Genomic DNA, 26788 nt, shown 5'->3' on the forward strand with positions numbered 1-26788 from the left:
GCAAGAGGAAGCCAGATGTCGAAAGCCAAGAAGAACGAATTCCGCCCCGATGACTTCGTCGTCTACCCGGCCCATGGCGTGGGCCGCATCGTGTCGATCGAGGAGCAGGAGGTCGCGGGGCTGCGGCTGGAAATGTTCGTCATCTCGTTCGACAAGGACAAGATGACCCTGCGCGTGCCGACCGCCCGCGCGGCCGAGATCGGGATGCGCTCGCTCTCGACACCCGACCTGATCGACCGCGCGCTCGAGACGCTGAAGGGCAAGGCCCGCGTGAAGCGTGCGATGTGGTCGCGGCGGGCGCAGGAATACGAGCAGAAGATCAACTCGGGCGACCTGATGTCCATCGCCGAGGTTGTGCGCGACCTGCATCGCGCCGACGACCAGCGCGAGCAGTCCTATTCCGAGCGTCAGCTCTACGAGGCCGCGCTCGACCGCCTGACCCGCGAGGTTGCCGCCGTGGGCGGCCTCGACGAGGGCGGGGCTCAGAAGCGCGTGGGCGAGGTCCTGCTGACCCGCGCCGCCTGAGCCGGCCTGTCCCTTTCCGTTCCGGGGCGCCCTTGTGGGCGCCCCTTTTCCATGCCCGCTTCGGCCGCGCGCGACGTGGACAACAACCGGCCCGCCGCCTATAAGGCGCGCGACACCGCATGACCCCAAGAGGCGCATCCATGATCAAGGTTTTCGGCCACACCGCTCCCGACACGGATTCCACCGGCTCGCCCATCATCTGGGCCTGGTATCTCTCCGAGGTCCGCAAGCAGCCGGCCGCCGCCGTCCTTCAGGGCGAGCCGAACACCGAAGCCGCGTGGATGCTGAACCGCTGGAACCTGACGAAGCCCGAGATCATCGCCGACGTTGCCAAGGGCGAGAAATGCGTGATCGTGGACACGAACAACCCGGCTGAGCTGCCCGCCTCGATCAACGAGGCTGACGTGATCGAGATCATCGATCACCACCTGCTGGCCGGCGGCATCAAGACCCGCAGCCCGATCAACATCACCATCCGCCCGCTGGCCTGCACCGCGACGATCATGCACGACCTGATCGGCGAGGACATGGCCCGCGCGCCGGAAGGCATCAAGGGCGCGATGCTGACCTGCATCCTGTCGGACACGCTGGAATTCCGCAGCCCGACCACGACCCCGCACGACCGCTTCGTGGCCGAGAAGCTGGCCGCCGAGCTGAACGTGAACATCACCGACTACGCCTCCGAGATGTTCGCGGCCAAGTCCGATGTCAGCGCCTTCTCGGACGAGGCCCTGCTGCGGATGGACAGCAAGGAATACGAGCTGGGCGGCAAGCAGCTGCGCGTCTCGGTCCTCGAGACGACCGCGCCGCAGACGATCCTGTCGCGCAAGGCGGCGCTGCTGGCGGCGATGCCCAAGGTCGCGGCCGATGACGGCGCCGACGAGGTGCTGCTGTTCGTCGTGGACATCCTGCGCGAGGAGGCGACGCTGCTGGTCCCCAACGACTTCGTCAAGCGCGTGGCCGAGCGCAGCTTCGCCGCCACCGTCACCGGCGACAGCGTGGTCCTGCCGGGCGTGATGAGCCGCAAGAAGCAGATCATCCCGGTCCTGGCGGTCTGATGACCCAGATCATCGGCGCGCTGTCCGAGATCGCGGCGGATTACGACGCGCTCTTCTGCGATCTCTGGGGGTGCCTGCACAACGGCAAGGCGGCCTATCCGGCCGCCGTCGCGGCCCTGCAGGGGTTCCGCGCGCAGGGCGGGCGGGTCTGCCTGATGACCAACGCCCCGCGGCCGAACAAGTACGTTGTCCAGCAGCTGGACCGCATGGGCGTGCCGCGGGACTGCTGGGACCTGGTCGTCAGCTCGGGGGATGCCGCGCAAGAGGCGATGTTCGCCGGCGCCGTCGGCCGCAAGGTCTGGCACATCGGCACCGACAAGGATGCCGGGTTCTTTACCGACGTGCCGCCCGAATTCGCGGACGCGCCGGCGATCGAGCGGGTTGGGCTGGACGAGGCCGAGGGCATCGTCGCTTCCGGCCCCTTCTACGAGGACAGCGAGACGCCCGAGCATTACCGCGCCCAGTTCCTGCTGGCGCGCGAGCGGGGGCTGCCGATGCTCTGCGCCAATCCCGACATCGTCGTGGATCTGGGCGAGACGCGCATCTACTGCGCCGGCGCGCTGGCCGAGTTCTACGAAAGCATAGGCGGCAAGGCCTTCTACTTCGGCAAGCCGCATCCGCCGATCTACGACCGCGCCCGCCGCCTGATGGAGCTGGGCGAGGATGCCCGCATCCTGGCCGTGGGCGACGGCATCGCGACCGACGTGAAGGGCGCCGCGCAGGAGGGGATCGACGCCCTCTTCGTGACCGGGGGCCTTGCCGCAGACGCCTTTGGCACCGATGTCGAGGCGCCCGTGCTGGAGGCGTTGCTGGCCTGGCTCAGGGTGCACCAGATGGAGCCGCGTTACGCCATCGGGCGGCTGCGTTAGGCGCGTGACGTGACGGGGTGGGCGCTTGCAACGGCGCCCCCTCCGCAATAGGTCGGGCGGACAGGCGGCTTTGAGATCCGCCGCGGCAGACCTGATGGGGGCGACTTGCAGATCCACCACGACTGGACCGGACTTCCCGCCTCGGCTCGCGGCGCCAGCCTCGCCATGGGGAACTTCGACGGCGTCCATCGCGGCCACCGCGCGGTGATCGACGCGGCCCGCGCCGCCGCCGATGCGCCCTTGGGTGTGCTGACCTTCGAGCCCCATCCCCGCCAGTTCTTCGTCCCGGGCGGCCCCGCCTTCCGCCTGATGAATGCCGAGGCGCGAGCCAACCGCCTCGCGCGGCTCGGCGTCGAGCAGCTTTACGAGCTGCCCTTCAGCGCCGTTCTCGCCGGCCTCACGCCCGAGGCCTTCGCGCGCGAGGTGCTGTGCGACGGGCTGGGCGCGGCGCATGTCACCGTCGGCGCGGATTTCTGCTTCGGCAAGGACCGCAAGGGCACCGCCGAGACGCTGGTGGAGCTGGGGCGGCAGATGGGCTTCGGCGTCACCATCCTGCCGCTGGTGGCGCAGGACGGCCACGAGTTCAGCTCGACCGCGGTGCGGCAGGCGCTGACCGAGGGGCGCACGCGCGACGCCGAGCGGATGCTGGGCCACTGGCACCGGATCGAGGGCGAGGTCGTCCATGGCGAGAAGCGCGGCCGCGAACTGGGCTGGCCGACCGCGAACATGCTGATGGACGGGCTGCACCTGCCGCGGCTCGGCGTCTATGCGGTGCTGGTCGATGTGCTGACCGGGCCGGACAAGGTGTCCTGCCAGGGCGTCGCCTCGCTCGGCGTCAGGCCGATGTTCGGCGAGAACGCCCCGAACCTTGAGGTGCATCTCTTCGACTTCTCGGGCGATCTCTATGGCAAGCACCTCTCGGTCGCGCTGGTCGAGTTCCTGCGCGACGAGGCGAAGTTCGAAAACCTTCAGGCGCTGATCGACCAGATCGCCGCGGATGCCGAGGACGCGCGCCGCGCCCTCAAGGGGGCCTGATGCGCGAGAGGTTCTGGGAGCTGCCGCTGCGACAGCTGACGGGCGAGGAGTGGGAGGCGCTCTGCGATGGCTGCGGCAAGTGCTGCCTGAACAAGATCGAGTTCGAGGACACGAACGAGCTGGCCTTCACCCGCATCGCCTGCAAGCTGCTGGACGGTCAGAGCTGCGGCTGCATGAGCTACCAGAACCGCCACGACTTCGTGCCCGATTGCGTGGTGCTGACCCCCAGGAAGATCGACGAGATCGCCTGGTGGCTGCCCGCGACCTGCGCCTATCGCCTGCGCCACGAAGGGCGGCCGCTCTATGATTGGCATTACCTCGTCTCGGGGGACCGCGAGGCGGTTCACGCGGCGGGTGCCAGCGTGCGCGGCTGGACGATCAGCGAACTGACCGTCCGCGAGGAGGATTGGGAGGACCACATCATCGAGGACCTGTCGTGAACTTCGCCTCGGACAATGCCTGGGGCGCGCATCCCGCGGTGCTGGCCGCGCTGGCTGCGGCCAATGACGGCGCGATGATGGGCTATGGCGCCGACCCGGTCACCGCCCGCGCCGAGGCCGCGATCCGCGAGGCGCTGGAGGCGCCCGAGGCGGTGGTGCGCTTCGTCTCGACCGGCACGGCCGCCAACGCGCTGGTCTGCGCGCAGCTCTCGCCGCCGCATGGCCGGATCTACTGCCACGAGGACGCCCATATCGAGACCAGCGAATGCGGGGCGCCCGAGTTCTTCTCGCACGGTGCCAAGTTGGTGACGCTGCCGGGGGCGGATGGAAAGCTGGCGCCCGAGACGCTGCGCCCGGCGCTGCGGGTCGGGGCGGGGGCGGGGCTGAACGGCGGGCTGAGCGCCCTGGTGTCGATCACCAACGCGACGGAATGGGGCACGGTCTATGCGCCGGCCGAAGTCGCGGCGCTGGCCGCGGCGGCGCACGAGGCCGGCGTGCCGCTGCACATGGACGGGGCGCGGTTCGGCAACGCGGTGGCCTCGGCCGGTTGCAGCGCGGCCGAGATGACCTGGCGGGCGGGCGTGGACGCGCTCTGCTTCGGCGGCACGAAGAACGGCGCCATGGCCGCCGAGGCGGTGGTGTTCTTCGATCCGGCCCATGCCGAGGGCTTCGACTATCGCCGCAAGCAGGCGGGGCATGTGTTTTCGAAGCAGCGCTTCCTGGCGGCGCAGATGCTGGCGCTGGTGGAAGGCGGGCTGTGGCTGCGCCTGGCCGCCGAGGCGAATGCCAAGGCGCAGGCGCTGGCCGAGGCGGTGACTGCGGGCGGCGGGCGGCTTCTGGCGCCGGTGCAGTCGAACGCGGTCTTCGCCGCCATTCCGGCCGAGACGCATGCGCGGGCCCGGGCGGCGGGGGCCATCTACCACCTCTGGCCCGACAAGTCGGCCGAGGGACTGGACCCGGCGCCGGTCCGGATGGTCTGTGCCTGGGACACGCCCGCGGCGGATGTGGCGCGGCTGGCGGCTATCCTGGCCGGGCACTGAAACCGGCGCAGGCAGGGGGCGCTGCCCCCGCCGCGCGTGCCGCGCGACCCCCCCGGGGTATTTCGGCAACGAAGAAGGCTCAGGCGCGCAGGGCGTGGAGGAGCATTTGCAGCGCGTGCTCGACGGTGGCGGCGCGGACGCGGTGGCGGCCGATGGCGCTGAATTCGACCGTCTCGGTGCGGGTGCCGAACGGGTCGGCGATGCCGAAGCAGACGCGGCCCTCGGGCTTGTGCTCGGAGCCGCCGGGGCCGGCGATGCCGGTGACGGCGACGGCGATGCCGGCGGCAGACTGGCGAAGGGCGCCGGAGGCCATCTCGGCGGCGATCTGTTCACTGACGGCGCCGTGGGCGGCGAGGGTTTCCGCGCGCACGCCCAGCATCTGCTGCTTGGCAGCGTTGGAATAGGTCACGAAGCCGCGGTCGAAGGCGTCGGACGAGCCGGGGGTTTCCGTCAGCGCCCCGGCGATGAGGCCGCCGGTACAGCTTTCGGCGGTCGCGATCATGACGCCGCGGGCGCGGGCGGCGTCGAGGACGTCGGCGGCGAGGCTCATAGCATCATCGGGATATGGAAGGCGGCGGCGGCGATCATGGTCGCGATGCCGGCAAAAAGGCCGGCCCAGAGGTCGTCCTCCAGCACGCCGCGGGCGTCGTGGCGGCGGTCGGCGCGGCCGACGAGCCAGGGCTTCCAGATGTCGAAGAGGCGGAAGAAGAGAAAGGCGGCGAGCCAGCCGGGATAGGGGAAGGTCTCGGCGGGCAGGCCCATCATCCAGAAGCCGAAGGAGGGGAAGAGGAGGGCGAGCCATTGGCCCGCAACCTCGTCGATGACGATCTCGCTGCGGTCCGGGTCGGCCATGCCGGCGGTGTGGGTGCGGATGGCCCAGAAGCCGATGATCGTGACCGCGACGGTCGCGACTGCCAGCAGGGGGAAATGCCCGATGCGGTGGATCAGAAGGCCGAGCGCGACGGCGACGGCCGAGCCCCAGGTGCCTGGGGCGGGCTTCAGCAGCCCGACGCCGAACCAGATGCAGAGGATGCGGGCCATGCGCTAGTCCTTGATGAGGGTGACGGTGGCGATGGCGGCAATGCCCTCGCGCCGGCCGGTGAAGCCGAGCCGTTCCGAGGTGGTCGCCTTGACGCTGGTGCGGCCGGGCTCGATGCCTGCAATCCCGCTGAGACGGTCCTGCATGGCGCTTGCATGGGGGCCGATCTTGGGCGCCTCGCAGATCAGCGTCACGTCGGCATTGCCGATGCGGAAGCCCTGCGCGCGGGCGAGGTCCGCAGCATGGGCGAGGAAGATCGCGCTGTCGGCGCCCTTCCATTGCGGGTCCGACGGGGGGAAGTGGCGGCCGATGTCCCCCTGCGCGAGGGCGCCGTAGATGGCGTCGGTCAGGGCGTGCATGCCGACATCGGCGTCGGAATGGCCGACGAGGCCGGCCTCATGCGGGATGCGGACGCCGCAGAGCCAGACATGGTCGCCGGGGCCGAAGGCGTGGACGTCGTAGCCGTTGCCGAGGCGGATATCCATGGCACCTCCCAAGATGCGTTCGGCCCGCGCGAAATCGGCGGGGAAGGTGATCTTCAGATTGTCCTCGTCGCCGGGCGTGATGTCCACCCGGTGCCCGGCCTTCAGCGCCAGTTCCACATCGTCGGCGGCGTCCTCGGGATGGGCGCGGTGGGCGGCGAGGATGGCGTCGAGGCGGAAGCCCTGCGGGGTCTGGGCGCGGTGCAGACCTGCGCGCGGTGCGGTGGCGGTGACGCGGCCGGCCTCGCCGCGCCAGAGGGCGTCGGAGATGGGCAGGGCGGGGGCGGCGGCCTTGGCGCCGGAGGTGAGCGCGTCGATGACGCTTTGGATCACCGCATCGCTGACGAGGGGACGGGCGCCGTCATGGATCAGGACATGGGTGGCCTGGCCCTCCAGCGCCTCGAGGCCGGCGCGGACGCTGGCGGCGCGGGTCTCGCCGCCGGTGACGAGCGTGACGGGGCCGGCATAGCGGGCCATCGCCTCGGCGATGTCGTCCGGGTGGACGACCAGCAGGACGCGCTGAAAGCCCGCGAAGGCGGCCAGCGCGTGGTCGAGGACTGGGCGGCCCTTGAGGGCGCGCCATTGCTTGGGCTGACCGCCGCCGGCGCGGGTGCCCCGGCCGGCAGCGGTGACGATGGCGGCGAAGCCCTGCGGCGCGCGGATCATGCGTGGTCGGGCATGTCGCCCCTGATCGCCTTGGCGAAGGCCGTGCGGTAGAGGTTCGACAGATCCGCCAGAGGCGCGCTGTCGCCGCCGAGGATCACGTCGGTGCCGCCGAAGCGGCCGACTTGCGTGACGGGGACGCCCGCAGTTTGTGCGGCGGCGAGAAGCGCCTCGGCTCCGGTCGCGTGGCAGGCGACGAGGTAGCGGGCTTGGTCCTCGCCGAAGAGCTGGGCGATGTCGGTCGGGTCCAGCGTGACGCCGAGGCCGGCGGCCTCCGCCATCTCGAAGGCCGCGAGCGCCAGGCCGCCATCTGAGAGGTCGGTCGCGGCGCGCAGCGCCTTGCGGTTCGCGCGGAGGAACTCGCCGTTCCGGCGCTCGGCGGCGAGGTCCACATGCGGGGCGTCGCCGACCTCGATGCCGAAAGCCTCGTAAGCAAGCGCTGACTGGCCCAGATGGCCGCGCGTCTCGCCGATGACCAGCGCCAGGTCGCCCTCGGACGGCAGGCCGGCGATCAGCTCGTCGAGGTCTACGATCAGGCCGACGCCGCCGATGGTCGGGGTGGGCAGGATGCCCTTGCCGTCGGTCTCGTTGTAGAGCGAGACGTTGCCCGAGACGATGGGGAAGTCGAGCGCGCGGCAGGCCTCGCCAATGCCCTTGATGGCTCCGACCAGCTGGCCCATGATTTCGGGCTTCTCCGGGTTGCCGAAGTTGAGGTTGTCGGTGGTGGCCAGCGGGGTGGCGCCGACGGTGGTCAGGTTGCGATAGGCCTCGGCCACGGCCTGCTTGCCGCCCTCATAGGGGTTCGCCTTGACGTAGCGCGGGGTCACGTCGCTGGTGAAGGCCAGCGCCTTGCGGGTGCCGTGGACGCGGACGACGCCGGCGCCCAGACCGGGGCGGCGAACCGTATCGGCGCCGACCTGCGTGTCGTACTGCTCCCAGACCCAGGCCTTGTGGGCGTGGTTCGGGCTGCCGATCAGCGCGCGGAGGGCGGCGATGGGGGCGATCTGCGGCAGGTCCGGTGCGGCGCCTGCGGGGGGCGTCTCGACCCAGGGGCGGTCGTATTCGGGCGCCGAGGAGGACAGTTTCGACAGCGGAAGGTCGGCCATGACCTCGTTGCCGTGCAGGATCAGGAAGCGGTCCTCGGGGATCGTCTCGCCGACGATGGCGAAGTCGAGGTCCCATTTCTCGAAGATGGCGCGGGCCTCGGCCTCTTTCTCGGGCTTGAGGACCATCAGCATCCGCTCTTGGGATTCCGACAGCATCATCTCGTAGGCGGTCATGTTCGTCTCGCGCTGCGGGACGTGGTCGAGGACCAGCTTGATGCCGAGGCCGCCCTTGTCGCCCATCTCGACGGCCGAGCAGGTCAGGCCCGCCGCGCCCATGTCCTGGATCGAGATGACCGAGCCGGAGGCCATCAGCTCCAGACAGGCTTCCAGCAGCTTCTTCTCGGTGAAGGGATCGCCGACCTGCACGGTGGGGCGCTTCTCCTCGATCGTGTCGTCGAACTCGGCGCTGGCCATCGTCGCGCCGCCGACGCCGTCGCGGCCGGTCTTGGCGCCGAGGTAAACCACCGGCATGCCGACGCCCGAGGCGGCCGAGTAGAAGATCTTGTCCGCATCCGCGAGGCCCGCCGCAAAGGCGTTAACGAGGCAGTTGCCGTTGTAGCTGGCATGAAAGCGCACCTCGCCGCCCACGTTCGGGACGCCGAAGGCGTTGCCGTAGGCACCGATGCCCTCAACCACGCCCTTGACCAGATGCGCGGTCTTCGGGTGCGAAGGCAGGCCGAAGGACAGCGCGTCCATCGCGGCCATGGGCCGGGCGCCCATGGTGAAGACGTCGCGCAGGATGCCGCCGACGCCGGTCGCGGCGCCCTGGTGCGGCTCGATGTAGCTGGGGTGGTTGTGGCTCTCCATCTTGAAGACCACGGCCTGGCCGTCGCCGATATCGACGACGCCGGCATTCTCGCCCGGCCCGCAGATGACCTGCGGCCCCTCGGTATGCAGCGTCCTCAGCCACTTCTTCGAGGACTTGTAGGAGCAGTGCTCGTTCCACATGGCGCTGAAGATGCCCAGCTCGGTAAAGCTGGGCTCGCGGCCGATGATCTGCAGGATGCGGTCGTACTCGTCGGGCTTGAGCCCGTGCGCGGCGATCAGGTCTGGGGTGATCGTCGGTTCCTGCATGATGGGCCCTTCCTGCGCATGAAATCACGCGCCTTTTAGGCGCAAGGGCGCAGCATGGAAAGGGCAGGCGCGCGAGCGGCAGCGCAAAAAAAAGCCGGGCACGAGGCCCGGCCTAAGTCCAACAGGGAGGTAGAAGGTGATGAGCGGTTAGGCTCGGGTTCGCCTTCTGAGCCCGATCTATGTGCAGTTTGTGAAGGCTTCAAGAGGTACGCGCCGAAACGACTGCATAGCGGCCATGCAGTTGCGGAATGGCTACACGCATCGGTTGTTCTACAGCAGCCCGGCCTCGGTCTGCGCCCGGCGATAGGCCTGGATCTCCTCCAGCACGAAGTCGCGGAAGACCGCGACGCGGCGGGTCTGGCGCAGCTCCTCGGGATAGGCGAGGAAGACCGGCACCTCGCCGGACTCGGTGTCGGGCAGCACGCGCACCAGCTCGGGGTTGTCGGCGGTCAGGTAGTCCGGCAGCACGCCGATGCCAAGGTTGGCCAGCACCGCCTGAAGGACACCGAAATAGTTGTTCACGGTTAGGGTCGAGCCGACATTCTGGGCCATCAGCTCCTGCACCAGCCGGGCGCCGGCGGCGACCTGCGGCTGGTCGGGCTTCTGGCAGATGAGGCGGTGCTTAGTCAGGTCGGCCAGCGTCTCGGGCGTGCCGCGATGGGCGAGATAGTCCGGGCTGGCGTAAAGGCGCATGCGGATGTTCAGCAAGCGCCGGCGGATGAGGTCGGACTGGCTGGGTTCCTTCATGCGGATGGCGACGTCGGCCTCGCGCATGGGCAGGTCCAGCACCCGCTCCTTCAGCATCAGGTCGATGCGCAGGTCGGGGAACTTCTCGTAGAGCTTGACCAGACGCGGCGCGAGCCACAGCGTGCCGAAGCCCACCGTCGTCGTCACCTTCAGCTCGCCAAAGACGTTCTCTTCGCTATCGCGGATGCGGGCCGAGGCGCTGTCCAGCTTGCGGGCCATCGAGGAGGTCGCCTCGAACAGCAACTCGCCCTGCTCGGTCAGAATCAACCCGCGGGCGTGGCGGTGGAACAGGGTCGTGCCAAGCGAATCTTCCAGCGCGCGGATCTGCCGGCTGACCGCCGACTGCGACAGGTGCAGCGTGTCGCCGGCATGGGTCAGGCTGCCCGCGTCGGCCACCGCGTGAAAGATTCGTAGCTTGTCCCAGTCCATCGGCGTTACATTCCTGTCATGCCTGCCATGCGTCCTTTGCAGGTCTGACCTTCCCTGCGTTTGCGCGAACAGAACGTCAAGACAAGATTTTTCGACTTCTTCGGTCAGCGTTTCTGACCTATAATCCTACCCAGCCATCGCGCATTGGAGGAGAGCAAGATGAGCAAGCAAGAGTTCTCGCTGGCCGACCGCTTCGACCTGTCGAAGCCCGAGGTCCTGCTGAACGGCACGCAGGCACTGGTGCGGCTGATGCTGATGCAGGCGGCACGGGACAAAGCGGCGGGCCTGGATACGGCGGGACTGGTCACGGGCTATCGCGGATCGCCATTGGGGGGTGTCGATCTTGCGATGATGCGCGAGGGCAAGCGGCTGGAGGCGTCGCAGGTGCGCTTCATGCCGGGCCTTAACGAGGATCTTGCGGCCACGGCGATCTGGGGCAGCCAGCAGGCCGAGCTGCGCGGCGAGGGGCGGCATGACGGCGTCTTTGCGCTGTGGTACGGCAAGGGGCCGGGGGTCGACCGCACGGGCGACGTGATGCGCCATGCGAACATGGCCGGCTCCTCGCGTCATGGCGGCGTCGTGATGGCGATGGGCGACGATCACACGGGCGAAAGTTCGACCGTGCTGCACCAGTCGGATTGGGCGATGGTGGATGCTTATATCCCGGTCCTGTCGCCGGCGGGGGTGCAGGAGATCCTCGATTTCGGCCTCTACGGCTTTGCGCTGTCGCGCTATGCGGGGGTCTGGACCGGCCTCAAGACGATGAAGGACACGGTCGAGGCGACGGCGGTGGTGAACGGCGATCCGAACCGGATGCGCTTCGTGCTGCCGCAGGATTTCCCGATGCCCGAGGGCGGGCTGAACATCCGCCTCGGCGACTCGCCGGTGGCGCAGGAAGCGCGGATGATCGACCACAAGCGGTGGGCGGCCGAGGCCTTCAGCCGCGCCAACCGGATCGACCACCGGGTCTGGGGCAAGCCCGGCGCCAAGATTGGCTTCGTCGCGGCGGGCAAGAACTGGCTGGACCTGGTGCATGCGCTGTCGCTGCTGGGCATCGACGAGGCCGAGGCCGAGCGGCTTGGCCTGACCACGTACAAGGTCGGGCAGACCTGGCCGATGGACATGAAGTCCATCCAGGAATGGTCCGAGAACCTCGAGCTGATCATCTGCGTCGAGGAGAAGCGCAAGCTGATCGAGGTACAGCTGAAAGAGGCGATCTTCGACAATCGTCGCGGCCGCCGCGTCCATGGCTGGAAGCACGACCGCACGGGCGAGGAGCTGTTCCCGACCCGCTACGCGCTGGACCCCGTCATGATTGCCCAGAAGATCGGCGCCATCCTGATCGAGGAAGGTCGCGGCACCGAGCATATCCGCGCCGGCCTCACGCGCCTGACCGAGGTGCGGCGGGCTGACAACGCACCTGAGATAGCGACGCGAACCCCTTGGTTCTGCTCGGGTTGTCCGCATAACAGCTCGACCCGCCTGCCCGAGGGCAGCCGCGCCTATGCCGGGATCGGCTGCCACTACATGGTGCAGTGGATGGGCCGCGAGACCGAAGGCTTCACCCACATGGGCGGCGAGGGCGTCAACTGGGTCGGCGAGGCGCCGTTCAGCACAAGAAGCCATGTATTCCAAAACCTTGGCGACGGAACCTACAACCATTCCGGGTCCTTGGCGATCCGGGCCGCCTTGGCAGCAGGCACGAACATCACCTACAAGATCCTCTACAACGACGCCGTCGCCATGACCGGCGGGCAGCCGAACGAGGGCGGCTTGACCGCGCCGCAGATCGCGCGCGAGCTGGTGGCGATGGGCGTCTCGCCCCTGGTCGTCGTCTATGACGAGAAGGAGGATGTGGACCGCGCTCAATTCCCCTCGGGCCTGCGCTTCGAGGAGCGGGCCGAGATGATCGCCGTCCAGCGCGAGCTGGAAGAGGCGAAGGGCGTCAGCGCGATCCTCTACATCCAGACCTGCGCTGCCGAGAAGCGGCGCCGGCGCAAGAAGGGACAGTTCCCCGACCCCGACCGCCGCATCTGGATCAACCCGGAGGTCTGCGAGGGCTGCGGCGACTGCTCGGTCCAGTCGAACTGCGTTTCGGTCGTGCCGCTGGACACCGAGCTTGGCCGCAAGCGCCAGATCGACCAGTCGAGCTGCAACAAGGATTTCAGCTGCGTCAAGGGCTTCTGCCCGAGCTTCGTCTCGGTCAAGGGCGGCAAGCTGCGCCGGCCCAAGGCGGAAAGCTTCGAGCTGCCGCTGCTGCCCGAGCCCACCCTGCCCGCGATCACCGGCACGCATAACATCGTCATCACCGGCGTCGGCGGCACCGGCGTCGTGACCATCGGTGCGGTGCTGGCGCAGGCGGCCCATATCGACGGCAAGGGCGCCGGGATGATGGAGATGGCGGGCCTCGCCCAGAAGGGCGGCGCGGTGCATATCCACCTGCGTCTGGCGGAGCGGCCCGAGCATATCAGCGCCATCCGCGTCGCCACGGGCGAGGCCGATTGCGTCATCGGCGGCGATCTGGTGGTCACGGCCGGCGCCAAGACCGTCGGGCTGATGACCCAGGGCCGCACCGGCGCGGTGGTGAACGATCACGAGATCATCACCGGCGATTTTACCCGCAACCGCGACTTCCAGGTCCCCTCGGACCGGCTGAAGATGTCGCTCGAGGCGCGGTTGCAGGAGCGGGTTGCCTTCTTCGACGCCAGCGATTTGGCGCTGCGGATGCTGGGGGACTCGATCTATTCCAACATGCTGGTGCTGGGCGCCACGTGGCAGCAGGGGCTGATCCCGCTGAGCGAAGAGGCGATCCTGAAGGCGATCGAGCTGAACGGCGCCAAGGTCGCCGAGAACCAGCGCGCCTTCCAGATCGGCCGGTGGGCGATGGCCTTCCCGGACCAGACCCGGAGGCCGGCCGAGGTCACGCAGCTGCCGGTGGACCCGGTCGAGTATCGCGCCGCGCGGCTGGTCGGCTACCAGAACCAGCGCCTCGCCCGCCGCTTCCGCAAGCTGGTGGACGCCGCGCCCGCGCCGCTCCGCGAAAGCGTCGCAAGAGGCTACTACAAGCTGCTGGCCTACAAGGACGAATACGAGGTCGCGCGGCTGCACCAGATGACCCGCGATGCCATCGCCGAGAAGTGGGAAGGAGACGTCGAGCTGACCCTTCACCTCGCGCCGCCGGTCATGGGCGGGGGGCTGGATGCCGAAGGGCGGCCGAAGAAGCGCGAGTTCGGGCCGTGGATGCTGCGCGCTTTCCGCGTGCTTGCGAAGCTGAAGGGGCTGCGCGGCACGCCGCTCGATCCGTTCGGCTACACCGCCGAGCGGCGCATGGAGCGTCAGATGATCCGCGACTTCGAGGCCGACATGGCCGAGATCCTGCCGAACGTCACCGACGCCACGATGCCCGTCGCCATCGAGCTGGCCGAGCTGCCGCTGTCCGTGCGCGGCTATGGCCCGGTGAAGCACAAGGCGGCCGAGCAGGCGGCGCTGCGGCGGGCCGAGCTGCTGGCGCAGTTCCGCGCCGGCGGCGCACCCATCCGTGAAGCCGCCGAATGATCCAGATCATTTGCAAAGCCCGCGTGGCGCCGTATGAAGGGCGCCACGGGATAGGCGGGGGCAGGCATGGCGGTAGGGGTCTTCGATAGCGGTCTGGGCGGGCTGACGGTCCATCAGGCCATTGCCGCTCGGCTGCCGGACGTGCCCCTCGTCTATCTAGGCGACAACGCTCATGCCCCTTACGGGGTGCGGACCGCCGACGACATCTTCGATCTGACCTGCGCCGGCGTGCAGCGCCTGTGGGACGAGGGCTGCGACCTGGTGATCCTCGCCTGCAACACCGCCAGCGCCGCCGCCCTGCGCCGGATGCAGGAGACCTGGCTGCCGGCAGACAAGCGCGTCCTCGGCGTCTTCGTGCCCATGATCGAGGCGCTGACCGAGCGGCGGTGGGGCGACAATTCTCCCCCGCGCGAGGTGGCGGTCAAGCATGTCGCGCTGTTCGCGACCCCCGCCACCGTCGCCAGCCGCGCCTTCCAGCGCGAGCTGGCCTTCCGCGCGGTCGGCGTCGATGTCGAGGCGCAGCCCTGCGCGGGGGTGGTCGATGCCATCGAGTTGGGCGACGAGATCCTGGCCGAGGCGCTGGTCACCAGCCATGTCGAATCGCTGCTGCGCCGGATGCCCCATCCCGAGGCCGCGATCCTCGGCTGCACTCATTACCCGCTGATGGAGGAGGCCTTCCAGCGCGCCCTAGGGTCGCAGGTGGCCGTTTACAGTCAGGCGGGGCTGGTCGCCGAGAGCCTGGCGGATTATCTGGTCCGGCACCCCGAGTTCCTGGGGACGGGGCAGCAGTCGAAATATCTGACGACGGGCGATCCGCAGCGCGTCTCGGGCAAGGCCACGCAGTTCCTGCGCCGCCCGATCCGCTTCGAGGCCGCCTGAGGAGAGCACAATGGCCGGCATGAAATCCCTGAAGAAGCAACGCCGCATCCAGGTGATCGCCGCCGCCTCGGTGGCGCTGGTGCTGGCCGTCGGCCTCATCGGCTACGGCTTCAGCGACGGCATCAACCTCTACCGCTCGCCGACCCAGGTCAGCGAGAACGCCCCCGATCCCGAGGAGTTCTTCCAGCTGGGCGGCTTGGTCGTCGAGGGCTCGATCGTGAACGGCGAAGGGGTGGCCTTCGACTTCGCCATCACCGATGGCGACGTGGTGATCCCGGTCAGCTATGTCGGCCGCGACCCGCGCCCGGATCTCTTCAGCGAAGGGCAGGGTACCATCGCCAAGGGCTGGTATCGCGAGGGCCGCTTCGAGGCGCGCGAGATCCTGGCCAAGCACGACGAGACCTACATGCCGCGCGAGGTGGTCGAGACGCTGAAGGCGACGGGCCACTACCAGGACCCCAACAGCTAGGCGCAACGCACGCAGGGTTAAGGAGGCGTTAAGGCGCCCACGCCAGGATTCCCCGGGTCAAGGAAGGGGAATCTCATGCAGAGCGTGGAGCAGATCGCGCGCGAGATCGTGCGGCGCGAGGGCGGGTTCGTGAACGATCCCGATGATCCGGGCGGGGCGACGAATTACGGCGTCACCATCGGTACGATGAAGGCGCTGAAGAAGGACCTGAACCGGGACGGGCGCGTGGATGTCGCCGATGTCCGCGCCCTGACCCGCGCCCAGGCCGAGCAGATCTTCGTCGAGCACTATTTCCACCGCCCGCGCCTGGCCGAGCTGCCCGAGGCGGTGCAGGCCAGCGTCTTCGACATGTATGTGAATGCCGGCGCCAACGCGGTGAAGATCCTCCAGCGGCTGCTGACGCGGATGGGTTTTCCGACCGCGGACGACGGGCAGGTGGGGCCGAAGACCGTCGCCGCCGCCCGCGCCGCCGCCGCGGCCGCGCCCCGGCATTTGGCCGACGCCTATGCCATCGCCCGGCGCAACTACTACTACGCGCTGGCCGACCAGCGCCCCGCCAGCCGCAAGTTCGCGCGCACGAAGGCGGGCGGCAAGGGCGGCTGGATCACCCGCGCCGAGGAATTCATGTCTCCCCGCTTCCGCCTGACGGACGCGCAGCACCGCGAAAGGACCGCCAGATGGGCATGATGGGCCGCATCATCGGGATCGCCCCGACCGTCACCGCACTGGGCCAGGCCGCGACCGGCATGGCCGAGGTCTTCACCCAGAACGCCACCAAGCGGATGGAGCTGGACGAAGAGGCTTATGCCCGCGCCATCGCCCAGCACGGGCAGGAGTTCCTGATCCAGCGCCCCGGCTGGTTCGACGGCTTCGTGAACGGCCTCAACCGCCTGCCGCGCCCGCTGCTGGCCCTCGGGACGATGGGCCTCTTCATCTATGCCATGGTCGAGCCGGCGGGCTTCGGGGTCCGGATGGTCGGCCTCCAGCAGGTGCCCGAGCCGCTCTGGTGGCTCTTGGGCGCCATCGTCGGCTTCTACTTCGGCGCGCGCGAGGCGCATTACCTTCGCAACCGCGTCTGGCCCCAGCAGGCGGCGCCGCAACCGGCGTCCGAGACCGCGGCCCCGCAGCCATCCGGCACGGACGGCTTCGCCGACAACGCCGCGCTGCGGGAATGGGCGGCGCTGCGCGGTTAGGCCGCATCGGGCGGACCCGCTTCTGACGCGAAACTGACCGGTCAGGACGAAGGGGGGACTTTTCCCCCCTTTGTCACATGCCTATGCTGGCGGCAACGAAAAGGACCGCCCCATGATTGCCGAGCTTGGCCATTTCGCCCTCATCCTGGCCTTCGTGCTGTCGCTCTACCAGATGACGGTGCCGATGGTGGGCGCCGCCAAGGGTTGGCACGGCTGGATGGAAAGCGCACGGCCCGCGGCCTTGGCCCAGCTGATGCTGATGGCGGTCAGCTTCGCGGCGCTGACGGTGGCCTTCGTCACCTCGGACTTCTCGGTGCGGCTGGTCTACGAGAACTCGCACACGACGAAGCCGCTCATCTACAAGATCAGCGGGGTCTGGGGGAACCACGAGGGCTCGATGCTGCTCTGGGTGCTGATCCTGGCGCTGTTCGGGGCGGCTGCGGCGCTGTTCGGCGGAAACCTTCCGCCCACGCTGCGCGCGCGGGTGCTTGGGGTGCAGGCCTCGGTCAGCGCGGCCTTCTACGCCTTCATCATTTTCACCTCCAACCCCTTCTGGCGCATGGGCAATCCGCCCTTCGACGGCACCGACCTGAACCCGCTGCTGCAGGACCCCGGCCTCGCCTTCCACCCGCCCTTCCTCTACCTCGGCTATGTCGGCCTTTCGATGGCCTTCTCCTTCGCCGTCGCCGCCCTGATCGAGGGTCGGGTGGACGCGGCCTGGGGCCGGTGGGTGCGGCCCTGGACCCTGGCGGCCTGGGTCTTCCTGACCATCGGCATCGCGCTCGGCTCGTGGTGGGCCTATTACGAGCTGGGCTGGGGCGGCTTCTGGTTCTGGGACCCGGTCGAGAACGCCAGCTTCATGCCCTGGCTCCTGGCCGCCGCGCTGCTGCATTCCGCCATCGTCGTCGAGAAGCGCGAGGCGCTGAAGAGCTGGACGATCCTTCTGGCGATCATGGCCTTCGGCTTCTCGCTGATCGGCACCTTCATCGTGCGCTCGGGGCTCATCACCTCGGTCCACAGCTTCGCCAACGATCCTGAGCGGGGCATCTTCATCCTCGCCATCCTCGTCTTCTTCACCGGAGGCGCCCTGACGCTCTACGCCTTCCGCGCGGCCGAGATGACGGCCAAAGGCGTCTTCGCGCCCGTCTCGCGCGAGGGGGCGCTGGTGCTCAACAACGTGCTGCTGGCGGTCTCGGCTTTTGTTGTCTTCGTCGGCACCATGTGGCCGCTTCTGGCCGAGATGTTCTGGGGCCGCGTCCTGTCGGTCGGCCCGCCCTTCTTCAACCAGGCCTTCACGCCCTTCATGGTCGTCCTGGCGCTGGTCCTGCCGATCGGCTCGATCATGCCGTGGAAGCGCGGCGGCATCGCCAAGGCGCTGCGGCCCCTGCGCGGCGCGCTGGTGCTGACGGCGGCGGTGATGCTGCTGGTCTTCGCCGTCTCGACGGGCCATTCGGCGTTGGCGGTGATCGGCGCCGGGCTTGGCTCGTGGATGGTGTTCGGCGCGGGCGCGGAACTCGTGCACCGGACGGGCAGCGCGGGCCTCTCGCGCCTGGCCCGCCTGCCGCGCGCCGATTGGGGCAAGGCGGTCGCCCATTCCGGGCTTGGCATCACCTTCATCGCCATCGCCTTGATCCAAGCCTGGCAGGTCGAGGATGTCCGCGTGGCCGAGATCGACGAGCCCTTCACCGTCGGCGCCTACGAGGTGACGCTGCGCGGCGTCGACCGGGCGGACGGGCCGAACTACATCTCGGCCATGGCCCGGCTCGAGGTGACTCGCGACGGCCGGCACGTCGCCACGCTGCGGCCCGAGAAGCGGGTCTATCCAGTGCAGAACATGCCGACGACCGAGGCCGCCATCGACTACGGCTTCTTCCGCGACGTCTACCTGGTGCTGGGCGACCAGCAGCCGGGGGGCGGATGGGCCGTGCGCAGCTACGTCAAGCCCTTCGCGAACTGGATCTGGGGCGGGGCGATCCTGATGGCGCTCGGCGGGCTGATCAGCCTCTCGGACCGTCGCTACCGCGTTGCCGCGGGCGCCGCGCGTGCGGTGCCGCCGCGCCAGGGGATGCCGGCAGAATGATGCGCCGCCTCGCCCTGATCCTGGCGCTGGCGCTGCCCGCCCCGGCGCTTGCGGTCCAGCCGGACGAGATCCTCTCGGACCCCGCGCTCGAGGCGCGGGCGCGCGAGATCTCGCAGAAGCTGCGCTGTCCCGTCTGCCAGGGCGAGAACATCGACGAATCCAACGCGCCGATCAGCCGCGACCTGCGGCTCTACGTGCGCGAGCGGCTGACCGATGGCGACAGCAACGACCAGGTGCTGGACGCCGTCGCCGAGCGCTTCGGCGAGTTCGTCCTGTTCGAGCCGCGGGCCGCCGGGGTCAACTGGCTCCTCTGGCTGGCCGGTCCGCTGATGGCGCTGATCGCGGGGTTGATCGCCTGGCGCTTCCTGGCCGCCCGCAACCAGGCCGCGCTGCCCGAGCGGCGTCTCGACGAGGCCGAGAAGGCGCGGCTCGACGAGATCATGCGCGGCGACTGACGCGCCGTCGCGCTTTTCCCGCCCGTGCTTTGCTGCATCATTGCGGCGAACAAGAAGGGGGGCAACATGCTTGAGACGATCGAGGTGACGACGGACAACGGGGTCATGCGGGTGGTGCTGAACCGTCCCGAGCGCATGAACGCCCTGAACCGGACCATGCGGGCCGAGCTGACCGGGGCGCTGCGCGATCTGCCGGACGAGGTTCGCTGCGTGGTGCTGACGGGGGCGGGGCGGGGCTTCTGCTCGGGTCAGGACCTGACGGATGCCGGCGCGGCGCTGGATCTGGAGGCGACGCTGCGCGACGAATACGAGCCGATGCTGCACGCTGTCCGCGACTGCCGTGCGCCGGTCATCGCGGCCGTCAACGGCGTGGCCGCCGGGGCGGGCGCGAACCTCGCCCTCGCCGCCGACATCGTCATCGCCGCCGAGAGCGCCAGCTTCATCCAGGCGTTCACCCGGATTGGGCTGGTTCCCGACGCAGGGGGCACCTGGTTCATCCCGCGGCAGGTCGGCGCGGCGCGCGCCATGGGAATGATGCTGCTGGCCGAGCCGGTCCCGGCGCGCCAGGCCGCCGATTGGGGCCTGATCTGGGAGGCGGTGCCGGACGCGCGCCTCGAGGAGGTCGTCGCCGCCCGCGCGGCGCAACTCGCCGCAGGCCCCACCGGATGCTACCGCGCCATCCGCGAGGCGCTGGCCGCGGCGTTCCAGCAGGATCTCGCCGCGCAGCTGGCGCTCGAGGCGCGCCTTCAGGGCGCGGCGGGCCGCGGCGCCGACTTCCGCGAGGGTGTCGCGGCCTTCCTCGAGAAGCGGCAGCCGCGCTTCACCGGGCGCTGATCAGTCGATCTGCACGAAGCGGGGGCTGGGACCGCGATTGTCGAAGAAGGGCACGCTGGCCGGCACGGGCAGCGCCTCGTCCGGCGCCGCGGCGGCAGCAAGGGCCGACAGCTCGGCCAGCACGACCTCGGTGATGAAGGGCAGGTCCAGCCGCCGCGCCTCGTCCAGCGCCACCCAGTGCAGGTGCGACAGCTCATCGCAGGCGCGGCCAAAGTCGTCGGGGTCTCCGACGAGGCTGGCCGCATCGGCGACGAAGAAATGCGCGTCGAAGCGCCGCGGCCGGCCGGGCGGGGTGATCGCGCGGAAGAGATAGGTCAGCGTCCCCGCATCGGGCCAGAGGCCAGCCTCGGCGAAGGGCGCGGGCGCCTCCGTGCCCGCGGCCGGGCGTCCGATCAGCAGCCCCGTCTCCTCGGCCAGCTCACGCAGGCCGGCGGCGGCAATGGCGCCCGGCGAGGCGGCGCCCGACGGCTCGACCAGCAGGCGGCGCCGATGCGGCTCGGCCAGCGGGCGGGCCAGCGGGGTCCGGCCGTCGCCGGGATCGACGGCGCCACCGGGAAAGACGTATTTCGAGGGCATGAACGCGGCAGATTGCCCGCGCATGCCCATCAGGACGGCGGCTCCGCGAGGCGTGCGGCGCAGCAGGATCAGGCTGGCCGCGTCGCGGATCGCGGGTTCGGTCATGTCGTCGCGGGCGCGGCGGGCGCCGCAGGCGCGGCGGGAAGGCCGAAGCCGTGCATCCGGCGCGCCCATTGCAGCCCCACCATGCCGCCCTTGATGACCGGCAGCATCGCCAGCGACAGGACCACCGCGCCGAGGCCGAAGGCCAGAAGCATCGTCATCGCGCTCGGGCGCCACGCCATGTAGCTGGCCATCAGCAGCGGCGCGCCCAGATGCGAGACGATCAGGATCGTCAGATAGGCCGGGCCATCATCCGCGCGCTGGTGGTGCAGCGCCTCGCCGCAGGCCGGGCAGTGGTCGGCGACCTTGAGGAAGGACGTGAACAGCCGTCCCTCGCCGCAGGCCGGACAGCGCCCAAGCGAGGCCCGCTTCATCGCAAGCCCGGTCGGGCGCTCGTCGAGGTCGGACGGGATGGTCTCGCTCATGGCAACATGTCTCCGGCAGGGGCGCGCCGACAGATGTACCCGAGGGCGCGGCAGCATGCCAGATACCGCGGCAGACTGTCCCGCCGCCTCAGGCCGCGATATCGGCCTGCGAGACGACGATGCGGTTGCGCCCGCTGGCCTTGGCGGCCATCAGCGCGCGGTCGGCCCGTTCCAGCGTGCGGCGCGCCAGCTCGTCCGGCCAGTTGTCGTGGCTGCCCGCCGCCACGGCGACGACGCCGATCGAGGCCGTCACCCGCGTGCTGCCTCCGCCCGAGAGCCGCGGCAGCTCGATCGGCAGGTCCTGGATGGCAAGGCGCACCCGTTCGGCGATGCGCTGCACCTTCTCGGCGCCCGCGGCAGGCAGGGCCAGCAGGAACTCCTCGCCGCCGATGCGGGCGGCGAAGCCTTCCGCGCCCAGGGCCGCCTTCAGCCGCTGCGCGACGTCCGTCAGCACCGCATCCCCCGCGGCATGGCCGTGGCGGTCGTTGATGGTCTTGAAATGGTCCAGATCCACCGCGATGACGCTGAAGTCGCGGCCGTCGATGATGGCATCGCGCGCGATCTCGGACAGTTTCGGCAAAGCGTAGCGGCGGTTGTAGAGGCCGGTCAGGGGGTCCGTATGGGCCCAGACCAGGTGGCGCTTGACCTCCTCGCGCCTCAGATCGCAGCGCGACTTGCGCGAGAGCTGCAGGCCGATCGCCATGGCCGCCGTCTCGATCCCGGCGGGGTCGAACATCGTCTCGGGCAGGACATCGCCCGCGCCCAGATCCAGCGCGATCGCGGCCATCTCCTCGCGCTCGGGGGCGATGGTGACGACAAAACCGGCATCGCGCGAGCCCTGGCGCGAGCGCAGCTCCGAGAGCAGGCGCAGGCCGTCGCCCCGCGCCTCCAGGTCGGCCGAGATGATATAGACATCGGCCGCGGCGCCCGAGCGCACGCCGACCAGCGCCTCATCCGCGCCGCGGATGTCGTAGCGCGCCGCCAGCCGGCCCGCCAGAAGCTGCCGCCAGCGCAGCGCCCGGCCCGCGCTGTCGGCGACAAGCACGATCTGCGGCACGCGCGCGGCGTCGAAGACGGCCGGCGCCTCGGCCAGGCCCAGCTCGGCCGTGGTCTGAAGATCGGCGTCGCGCAGGATGCCGCGGACGCGGGCCAGAAGCATCTGGTCTGTGATCTCGGGGTCCAGCGCGGCCGCAGCGCCTGCCTGCAGCGCCGCCAGCCGGCGGTCCGTCCGGGCCAGCATCAGCACCGGTATGCCGGCCGAGCGAGGCTCGGAGGTCAGGCGCCGGCAGATGTCGATCGCGCAGGCGTCGGGCAGGCTGCCCCCCAGCACGATCAGGTCCGGCAGGTCCTGCTGCAGCAGATCCAAGATCTGCGCGGCACTGGCGGCGGTGACGACATCGTAGCACGCCGCGGCAAGCCGCACCTTCAGCGTGATCCGGGTGGTCGCGACGCCATCGGCAACGAGTATTCGCGCGGTCATCTGCCCTTCCAGTCCGAACGCCCACTTGTCCTCTTTGCGCCAAAAAGCTTAACAAAGAGTTGCCGCGCCGCCGGCTCATGATCAATTCGTAAAGATTTCCGGAAGGTCTCGATGAATCCCAGCCAAGCCGCGCTGCTTGCCGCGGAGGTGCTCGTCCATCTTGCGCAGCGTCCTGACCAGTTTCTGGCCTTTCTCGAGGCCACGGGCCTGGCGCCGGACGACCTGCGCGGGCTGGCGCAGTCTCCCGATCTGGCGGCAGCAGTCCTGGATCACGTGCTGCAGAGCGACGAGACGGCCCTCGACTGCGCCGAGGCTGTCGGCGTGCCGCCGGCCCGCCTGATGCAGGCGCGAACGGCCCTTGCGGGCCCGGGAAGCTACGGCTGGTCCGTCGACTGAGGACGTCGCGTCGTCTTTGCGCTTTCTTTACCCCCTGCGCCTATCCTCGCCCCAAACGAGGTGAAGCATGCACGGCCTGATCGATCGCGCTGTCGAGGAATATCTGCGAAGCGCCTATGGCGAAGGCTTCGCCCGTCTGCCGCGCGGCCCGCAGGCGGAGCAAGGCGGGGGCGCCGCCTGCCGCGGCATCGAGCGCGGCCATGACGCGCTGTGCGCGGCGGCAAGCCTGCTCGGCAAGCCCGCCAGCGAGATGCTGGAGGATCTGGGCGCATGGCTGGCGCGAATCGAGCCTGTGCGCCGGCTCCTGCGCTTCTCGGGGCGCGACTTCCGCGACTTCCTTCTCAGTCTCGAGGAATTGCCGGGCCGGGCCGAGCTGGTCCTGCCGAGCCTTCTCGTGCCCCGCCTTCGAGCGACGGCCGCAGGCGACTGCGTCACCATCCGGCTTCTCGAGCCTGACATGCGCTGGCAGGACGTCCTCACGGGGCTGATCCGGGGGATGGCGGACGATTACGGCGCGCTCTGCCTCATCTCCAGCGAGAAGGGGGGGATCACGGTCGACATCTGGGAAGACAGGTTCGCGGAGGGCCGGCAGTTCACGCTGCACCTGGCCGGCGCCGTCGGCGCGGGCGGGGCCTGACAGGTGCCGCAAAGCAACATCGCCCTCTCGTGCCGCGCATTGTCGCGGCTGCTGCCCATGCATCTGTGGCTGGCGCAGGACGGCGCCGCGCTGTCGGTCGGCTCGACCCTGACGAAGCTGGTGCCCGACCTTGCGGCCCATTGGCAGGACCGCCTGAAGGACGCGCGCGGCACGTCCGGCACCGGGCTTCTGGAGGCCGTCCAGACCGCGGCGCGCGACCATAGCCGCCTTTTCCTGCGCGTCGAGGAGATGCCTGATCTGGTCCTGCGCGGGCACGCCATGCAGGTCGAAGATGGCTCGATCCTGGTCAACCTGGGCTTCGGCATCACGCTCTACCGCGCGGTGGCCGAGGCCGGGCTGACGGATGCCGACTTCGCGCCGACGGATCTTGCGATCGAGCTGCTGTTCCTGCACGAGGCGAACCTTGCCGTGCGCTCGGAACTTGCCCGCTTCACCGAGCAGCTGGAGCGTGACCGGCAGGTGGCCCTGGCGCAGGCCCACAGCGATCCGCTGACGGGGCTCGGCAACCGGCGCGGGCTGGAATTGGCGCTGTCCGCCCTGTTGCCCGCAGGCGGGTCCGATGCGCACGACGCCCAGCACGAACCGTTCGCCGTCGTCCATCTGGACTTGGACCGCTTCAAGGAGGTGAACGACCGCCTCGGGCACAGGGCGGGCGACGACCTGCTGCGCGATGTCGGCCAGGTGCTGCGCCACGCGCTGCGCCGGGGGGATGCCGCCGCGCGCACCGGGGGCGACGAGTTCGTGTTCCTGCTGCGCGGCGAGACCGTGCCCGAAAATCTCGAGCATCTGGCGCGCCGTGTCATCACCTCGATCGAGAAATGCAGCCCCGCCGGCGCGACGCAGGTGACCGTCTCGGCCAGCATCGGCATCGCGATCTGGCAGCCGGGCTGCATCACCGATCCGCAGGCCATCATCGAGCTGACGGACGTGGCGCTCTACCAGTCCAAGAATGCCGGCCGTGGACGCGCGACCATCGTGCGTTGCCCGCCTCAGCCGCTGATCCTCGCGGCAGCTGGAAATGACGACGATGCGCCCGCATCCTGAGGCGCGGGTGGCGCTGCCGGTCGGCCGATGCGGCGCCACGACCAGCTCGCTAGGCTTGCGGATTGTCCGCTTCCTCGCGACGCCCGAGGCCGATACGGCGCAGGGCCGCGCCGACCTCGTCGAGGATCACCGGGTCGTCGATGGTGGCGGGCGTCTTCACCTCCTCGCCATCCGCGATCTTGCACATGGTCGCGCGCAGGATCTTGCCCGAGCGGGTCTTCGGCAGGCGCTCGACGATGCAGGCGCTCTTGAAGGCGGCCACCGGGCCGATCTGGTCGCGGACCATGCGGACGACCTCGGCGATGATCTGCTCGTGCGGGGTCTCGACACCCTTCTTCAGGCAGAGGAGCCCAAGGGGCGCCTGGCCCTTCAGCGGGTCGGACACGCCGATCACGGCGCATTCGGCGACGGCCGGATGGGCGGCGAGGACCTCCTCCATCGCGCCGGTCGAGAGGCGGTGGCCCGCCACGTTGATCACGTCGTCGGTGCGCGCCATGATGTAGAGATAGCCGTCCTCGTCCACATAGCCCGCATCCCCCGTCTCGTAGAAGCCGGGGAAATGCGACAGGTAGGCCTTGCGGAAGCGGTCCTCGGCGTTCCAGAGCGTCGGCAGCGTGCCCGGCGGCAACGGCAGGCGGATGGCGATGGCGCCGAGCGTGCCCGGCGGCACGGGCTCGCCCGTCTCGTCCAGCACCTGCACGTCATAGCCCGGCATCGCGACCGAGGGGCTGCCCTTCTTCTGCGGCAGCAACTCGACCCCCAGGGGGTTGGCGGCGATGGCCCAGCCCGTCTCGGTCTGCCACCAGTGGTCGATCACCGGCACGCCCAGCTTCTCGGCCGCCCAGGCCACGGTGTCGGGATCGGCGCGCTCGCCGGCGAGGAACAGCGCCTTGAGGCCCGAGATGTCGTGATCGCAGATCAGCGCGCCCTCGGGATCGTCGCGGCGGACCGCGCGGATCGCGGTGGGGGCGGTGAAGAAGCTGCTGACGCCATGCTCGGCGATCACGCGCCAGAAGGTGCCGGCGTCGGGGGTGCCGACCGGCTTGCCCTCGAAGACGATGGTGGTGGCGCCGGCCAGCAGCGGGCCGTAGCAGATGTAGCTGTGCCCGACCACCCAGCCCACGTCCGACGCCGCCCAGAAGACGTCGCCCGCGCCGATGTCGTAGATGTGGCGCATGGACCAGGCCAGCGCGACCATGTGCCCGGCGGTGTGACGCACCACGCCCTTAGGCTGGCCGGTCGTGCCCGAGGTATAGAGGACATAGGCCGGATGGTTGCCCGCCACCGGCACGCAGTCGGCCGGCGCGACGCCGGCCTGGAAGCCGTGCCAGTCGAGGTCGCGGCCGGGGATGAGGGCGGCAACCTCCTGTTCCCGCTGGAAGATCACGCAGAAGTCGGGCTTGTGCCGCGCCTCGTCGATGGCGCGGTCGAGAAGGGGCTTGTAATGGACCACGCGCCCCGGCTCGAGCCCGCAGGAGGCCGCGATGATCGCCTTGGGCCGCGCGTCGTCGATGCGGACCGCCAGCTCATGGGCCGCGAAGCCGCCGAAGACGACCGAGTGGATGGCGCCTAGCCGGGCGCAGGCCAGCATCGCCTCCAGCGCCTCGGGGACCATCGGCATGTAGATGATGACGGTGTCGCCGGGCGCGATGCCGCGGGCGCGAAGGGCGCCGGCGAGGCTGGCGACGCGTGCCTGAAGCTGCGCGTAGGTCAGCTTGTGGACGCTGCCGCTGATCGGGCTGTCATGGATGATGGCGAGGCGGTCGCCATGCCCAGCCTCCACGTGGCGGTCCACGGCGTTCCAGCAGGTGTTGCCCATCGCGTCGGCGAACCACTCGCCGGCCGGGCCGGTGTCGGTGAAGGCGCGGGACGGCGGGCGGGTCCAGTCGATGGCGGTGGCAGCCTGCATCCAGAACGCCTCGGGATCGGCCTTCCAGCCCTCGTAGATGTCGCGATAGGTCATGACGCCCCTCCCTGGCCCTGATGATTTGTGTCGCAGGAAGGGGCGGTTCGCGCAACTCTGTTAGCGGCCGTCCGCCAAGCGGATCAGCCGCGGCTGGCCCTTGCGGCCGCCAGGTGCGGGATGCGCCTTTGCAAAGATGCTGCAGGCGCGAACTGACGGCGCCGTCGCCCCG

Annotated in this window: 26 protein-coding genes; 17 read left to right on the forward strand and 9 right to left on the reverse strand. The window is 69.7% G+C overall.

The annotated features are described in order from the left end of the window. Positions 1 to 15 precede the first annotated feature (15 nt). The 6 genes from BLP73_RS10040 to BLP73_RS10065 all read left to right on the forward strand — a co-directional run bounded on the left by BLP73_RS10040 (position 16) and on the right by BLP73_RS10065 (position 4967). On the forward strand, positions 16 to 525 hold the full coding sequence (locus tag BLP73_RS10040) for a CarD family transcriptional regulator (RefSeq protein ID WP_090743459.1): 510 nt from the start codon (positions 16 to 18) through the stop codon (positions 523 to 525). A gap of 140 nt (positions 526 to 665) precedes the next feature. Then, complete coding sequence (locus BLP73_RS10045) at positions 666 to 1583, forward strand: manganese-dependent inorganic pyrophosphatase (RefSeq protein ID WP_090743462.1); 918 nt, start codon at positions 666 to 668, stop codon at positions 1581 to 1583. Beyond that, positions 1583 to 2452: a TIGR01459 family HAD-type hydrolase gene (locus BLP73_RS10050; protein ID WP_090743466.1), complete on the forward strand. Its 870-nt coding sequence runs from the start codon at positions 1583 to 1585 to the stop codon at positions 2450 to 2452. Before BLP73_RS10045 ends, BLP73_RS10050 begins: the two co-directional genes overlap by 1 nt. Positions 2453 to 2557: 105 nt before the next feature. Then, a complete protein-coding gene (locus BLP73_RS10055; RefSeq protein WP_090743469.1) occupies positions 2558 to 3487 on the forward strand; it encodes a bifunctional riboflavin kinase/FAD synthetase in 930 nt (309 codons plus the stop codon). Further along, positions 3487 to 3927, forward strand: coding sequence for a YcgN family cysteine cluster protein (locus BLP73_RS10060; RefSeq protein ID WP_090743472.1), 441 nt, complete (start codon positions 3487 to 3489; stop codon positions 3925 to 3927). The genes BLP73_RS10055 and BLP73_RS10060 overlap by 1 nt, the downstream gene beginning before the upstream one ends. Further along, complete coding sequence (locus tag BLP73_RS10065) at positions 3924 to 4967, forward strand: threonine aldolase family protein (protein ID WP_090743475.1); 1044 nt, start codon at positions 3924 to 3926, stop codon at positions 4965 to 4967. Before BLP73_RS10060 ends, BLP73_RS10065 begins: the two co-directional genes overlap by 4 nt. A 79-nt stretch (positions 4968 to 5046) precedes the next feature. Here BLP73_RS10065 and BLP73_RS10070 read toward each other — a convergent pair whose 3' ends face one another. From BLP73_RS10070 to BLP73_RS10090, 5 genes are all read right to left on the reverse strand, one after another. Next, positions 5047 to 5517, reverse strand: coding sequence for a CinA family protein (locus BLP73_RS10070; protein WP_090743478.1), 471 nt, complete (start codon positions 5515 to 5517; stop codon positions 5047 to 5049). Then, a complete protein-coding gene (locus BLP73_RS10075) occupies positions 5514 to 6008 on the reverse strand; it encodes a phosphatidylglycerophosphatase A family protein (protein ID WP_090743481.1) in 495 nt (164 codons plus the stop codon). Before BLP73_RS10075 ends, BLP73_RS10070 begins: the two co-directional genes overlap by 4 nt. Positions 6009 to 6011: 3 nt before the next feature. Beyond that, positions 6012 to 7154 carry a bifunctional 2-C-methyl-D-erythritol 4-phosphate cytidylyltransferase/2-C-methyl-D-erythritol 2,4-cyclodiphosphate synthase gene (locus BLP73_RS10080; RefSeq protein WP_090743484.1) on the reverse strand — a complete coding sequence of 381 codons (1143 nt, stop codon included), beginning with the start codon at positions 7152 to 7154 and terminating at the stop codon, positions 6012 to 6014. Further along, positions 7151 to 9331, reverse strand: a complete 2181-nt coding sequence (gene purL, locus BLP73_RS10085; protein ID WP_090743487.1) for a phosphoribosylformylglycinamidine synthase subunit PurL — start codon at positions 9329 to 9331, stop codon at positions 7151 to 7153. Before purL ends, BLP73_RS10080 begins: the two co-directional genes overlap by 4 nt. A 270-nt stretch (positions 9332 to 9601) precedes the next feature. Beyond that, positions 9602 to 10507: a LysR family transcriptional regulator gene (locus tag BLP73_RS10090; RefSeq protein ID WP_090743491.1), complete on the reverse strand. Its 906-nt coding sequence runs from the start codon at positions 10505 to 10507 to the stop codon at positions 9602 to 9604. Positions 10508 to 10666: 159 nt separating this feature from the next. Here BLP73_RS10090 and BLP73_RS10095 point away from each other — a divergent pair, with 159 nt between their 5' ends. The 8 genes from BLP73_RS10095 (at position 10667) to BLP73_RS10130 (ending at position 19972) form a co-directional block, all read left to right on the forward strand. Then, positions 10667 to 14062: an indolepyruvate ferredoxin oxidoreductase family protein gene (locus tag BLP73_RS10095; RefSeq protein WP_090743494.1), complete on the forward strand. Its 3396-nt coding sequence runs from the start codon at positions 10667 to 10669 to the stop codon at positions 14060 to 14062. Between the two features lie 66 nt (positions 14063 to 14128). Then, a complete protein-coding gene (locus tag BLP73_RS10100) occupies positions 14129 to 14941 on the forward strand; it encodes a glutamate racemase (protein ID WP_090743498.1) in 813 nt (270 codons plus the stop codon). A gap of 19 nt (positions 14942 to 14960) precedes the next feature. Then, positions 14961 to 15410 carry a cytochrome c maturation protein CcmE gene (gene ccmE / locus BLP73_RS10105; protein WP_090743907.1) on the forward strand — a complete coding sequence of 150 codons (450 nt, stop codon included), beginning with the start codon at positions 14961 to 14963 and terminating at the stop codon, positions 15408 to 15410. 75 nt (positions 15411 to 15485) lie between these two features. Beyond that, positions 15486 to 16097 (forward strand): holin-associated N-acetylmuramidase, encoded by a 612-nt coding sequence (locus tag BLP73_RS10110; RefSeq protein ID WP_090743502.1) that lies wholly within the window; start codon positions 15486 to 15488, stop codon positions 16095 to 16097. Further along, a complete protein-coding gene (locus BLP73_RS10115; RefSeq protein ID WP_090743505.1) occupies positions 16088 to 16603 on the forward strand; it encodes a holin family protein in 516 nt (171 codons plus the stop codon). The genes BLP73_RS10110 and BLP73_RS10115 overlap by 10 nt, the downstream gene beginning before the upstream one ends. Positions 16604 to 16715: 112 nt before the next feature. Then, entirely contained in the window at positions 16716 to 18683 is a 1968-nt protein-coding gene (locus BLP73_RS10120; protein WP_090743509.1) for a heme lyase CcmF/NrfE family subunit, read from the forward strand. Then, positions 18683 to 19138, forward strand: coding sequence for a cytochrome c-type biogenesis protein (locus tag BLP73_RS10125; protein ID WP_090743909.1), 456 nt, complete (start codon positions 18683 to 18685; stop codon positions 19136 to 19138). Before BLP73_RS10120 ends, BLP73_RS10125 begins: the two co-directional genes overlap by 1 nt. A gap of 66 nt (positions 19139 to 19204) precedes the next feature. Further along, positions 19205 to 19972 carry an enoyl-CoA hydratase-related protein gene (locus BLP73_RS10130; RefSeq protein WP_090743513.1) on the forward strand — a complete coding sequence of 256 codons (768 nt, stop codon included), beginning with the start codon at positions 19205 to 19207 and terminating at the stop codon, positions 19970 to 19972. On the opposite strand, the gene BLP73_RS10135 is transcribed toward BLP73_RS10130, so the two are convergent. The 3 genes from BLP73_RS10135 to BLP73_RS10145 form a co-directional block, all read right to left on the reverse strand. Then, positions 19973 to 20653 carry an NUDIX hydrolase gene (locus BLP73_RS10135; protein WP_090743911.1) on the reverse strand — a complete coding sequence of 227 codons (681 nt, stop codon included), beginning with the start codon at positions 20651 to 20653 and terminating at the stop codon, positions 19973 to 19975. Continuing rightward, complete coding sequence (locus BLP73_RS10140) at positions 20650 to 21075, reverse strand: DUF983 domain-containing protein (RefSeq protein ID WP_090743516.1); 426 nt, start codon at positions 21073 to 21075, stop codon at positions 20650 to 20652. The genes BLP73_RS10135 and BLP73_RS10140 overlap by 4 nt, the downstream gene beginning before the upstream one ends. An 88-nt stretch (positions 21076 to 21163) precedes the next feature. Continuing rightward, complete coding sequence (locus BLP73_RS10145; protein WP_090743519.1) at positions 21164 to 22555, reverse strand: diguanylate cyclase; 1392 nt, start codon at positions 22553 to 22555, stop codon at positions 21164 to 21166. A gap of 111 nt (positions 22556 to 22666) precedes the next feature. Between BLP73_RS10145 and BLP73_RS10150 the strand changes: the two genes are divergently transcribed. The 3 genes from BLP73_RS10150 (at position 22667) to BLP73_RS10160 (ending at position 24653) form a co-directional block, all read left to right on the forward strand. Further along, a complete protein-coding gene (locus BLP73_RS10150; protein WP_090743522.1) occupies positions 22667 to 22951 on the forward strand; it encodes a DUF3572 family protein in 285 nt (94 codons plus the stop codon). Positions 22952 to 23018: 67 nt separating this feature from the next. Continuing rightward, a complete protein-coding gene (locus tag BLP73_RS10155; protein ID WP_090743524.1) occupies positions 23019 to 23588 on the forward strand; it encodes a hypothetical protein in 570 nt (189 codons plus the stop codon). Between the two features lie 3 nt (positions 23589 to 23591). After that, a complete protein-coding gene (locus tag BLP73_RS10160; protein WP_139165933.1) occupies positions 23592 to 24653 on the forward strand; it encodes a GGDEF domain-containing protein in 1062 nt (353 codons plus the stop codon). A gap of 49 nt (positions 24654 to 24702) precedes the next feature. On the opposite strand, the gene BLP73_RS10165 is transcribed toward BLP73_RS10160, so the two are convergent. Beyond that, positions 24703 to 26616: a propionyl-CoA synthetase gene (locus BLP73_RS10165; RefSeq protein ID WP_090743530.1), complete on the reverse strand. Its 1914-nt coding sequence runs from the start codon at positions 26614 to 26616 to the stop codon at positions 24703 to 24705. Positions 26617 to 26788 lie beyond the last annotated feature (172 nt).

It is taken from the genome of Paracoccus tibetensis (assembly GCF_900102505.1).
Lineage (GTDB): Bacteria > Pseudomonadota > Alphaproteobacteria > Rhodobacterales > Rhodobacteraceae > Paracoccus > Paracoccus tibetensis.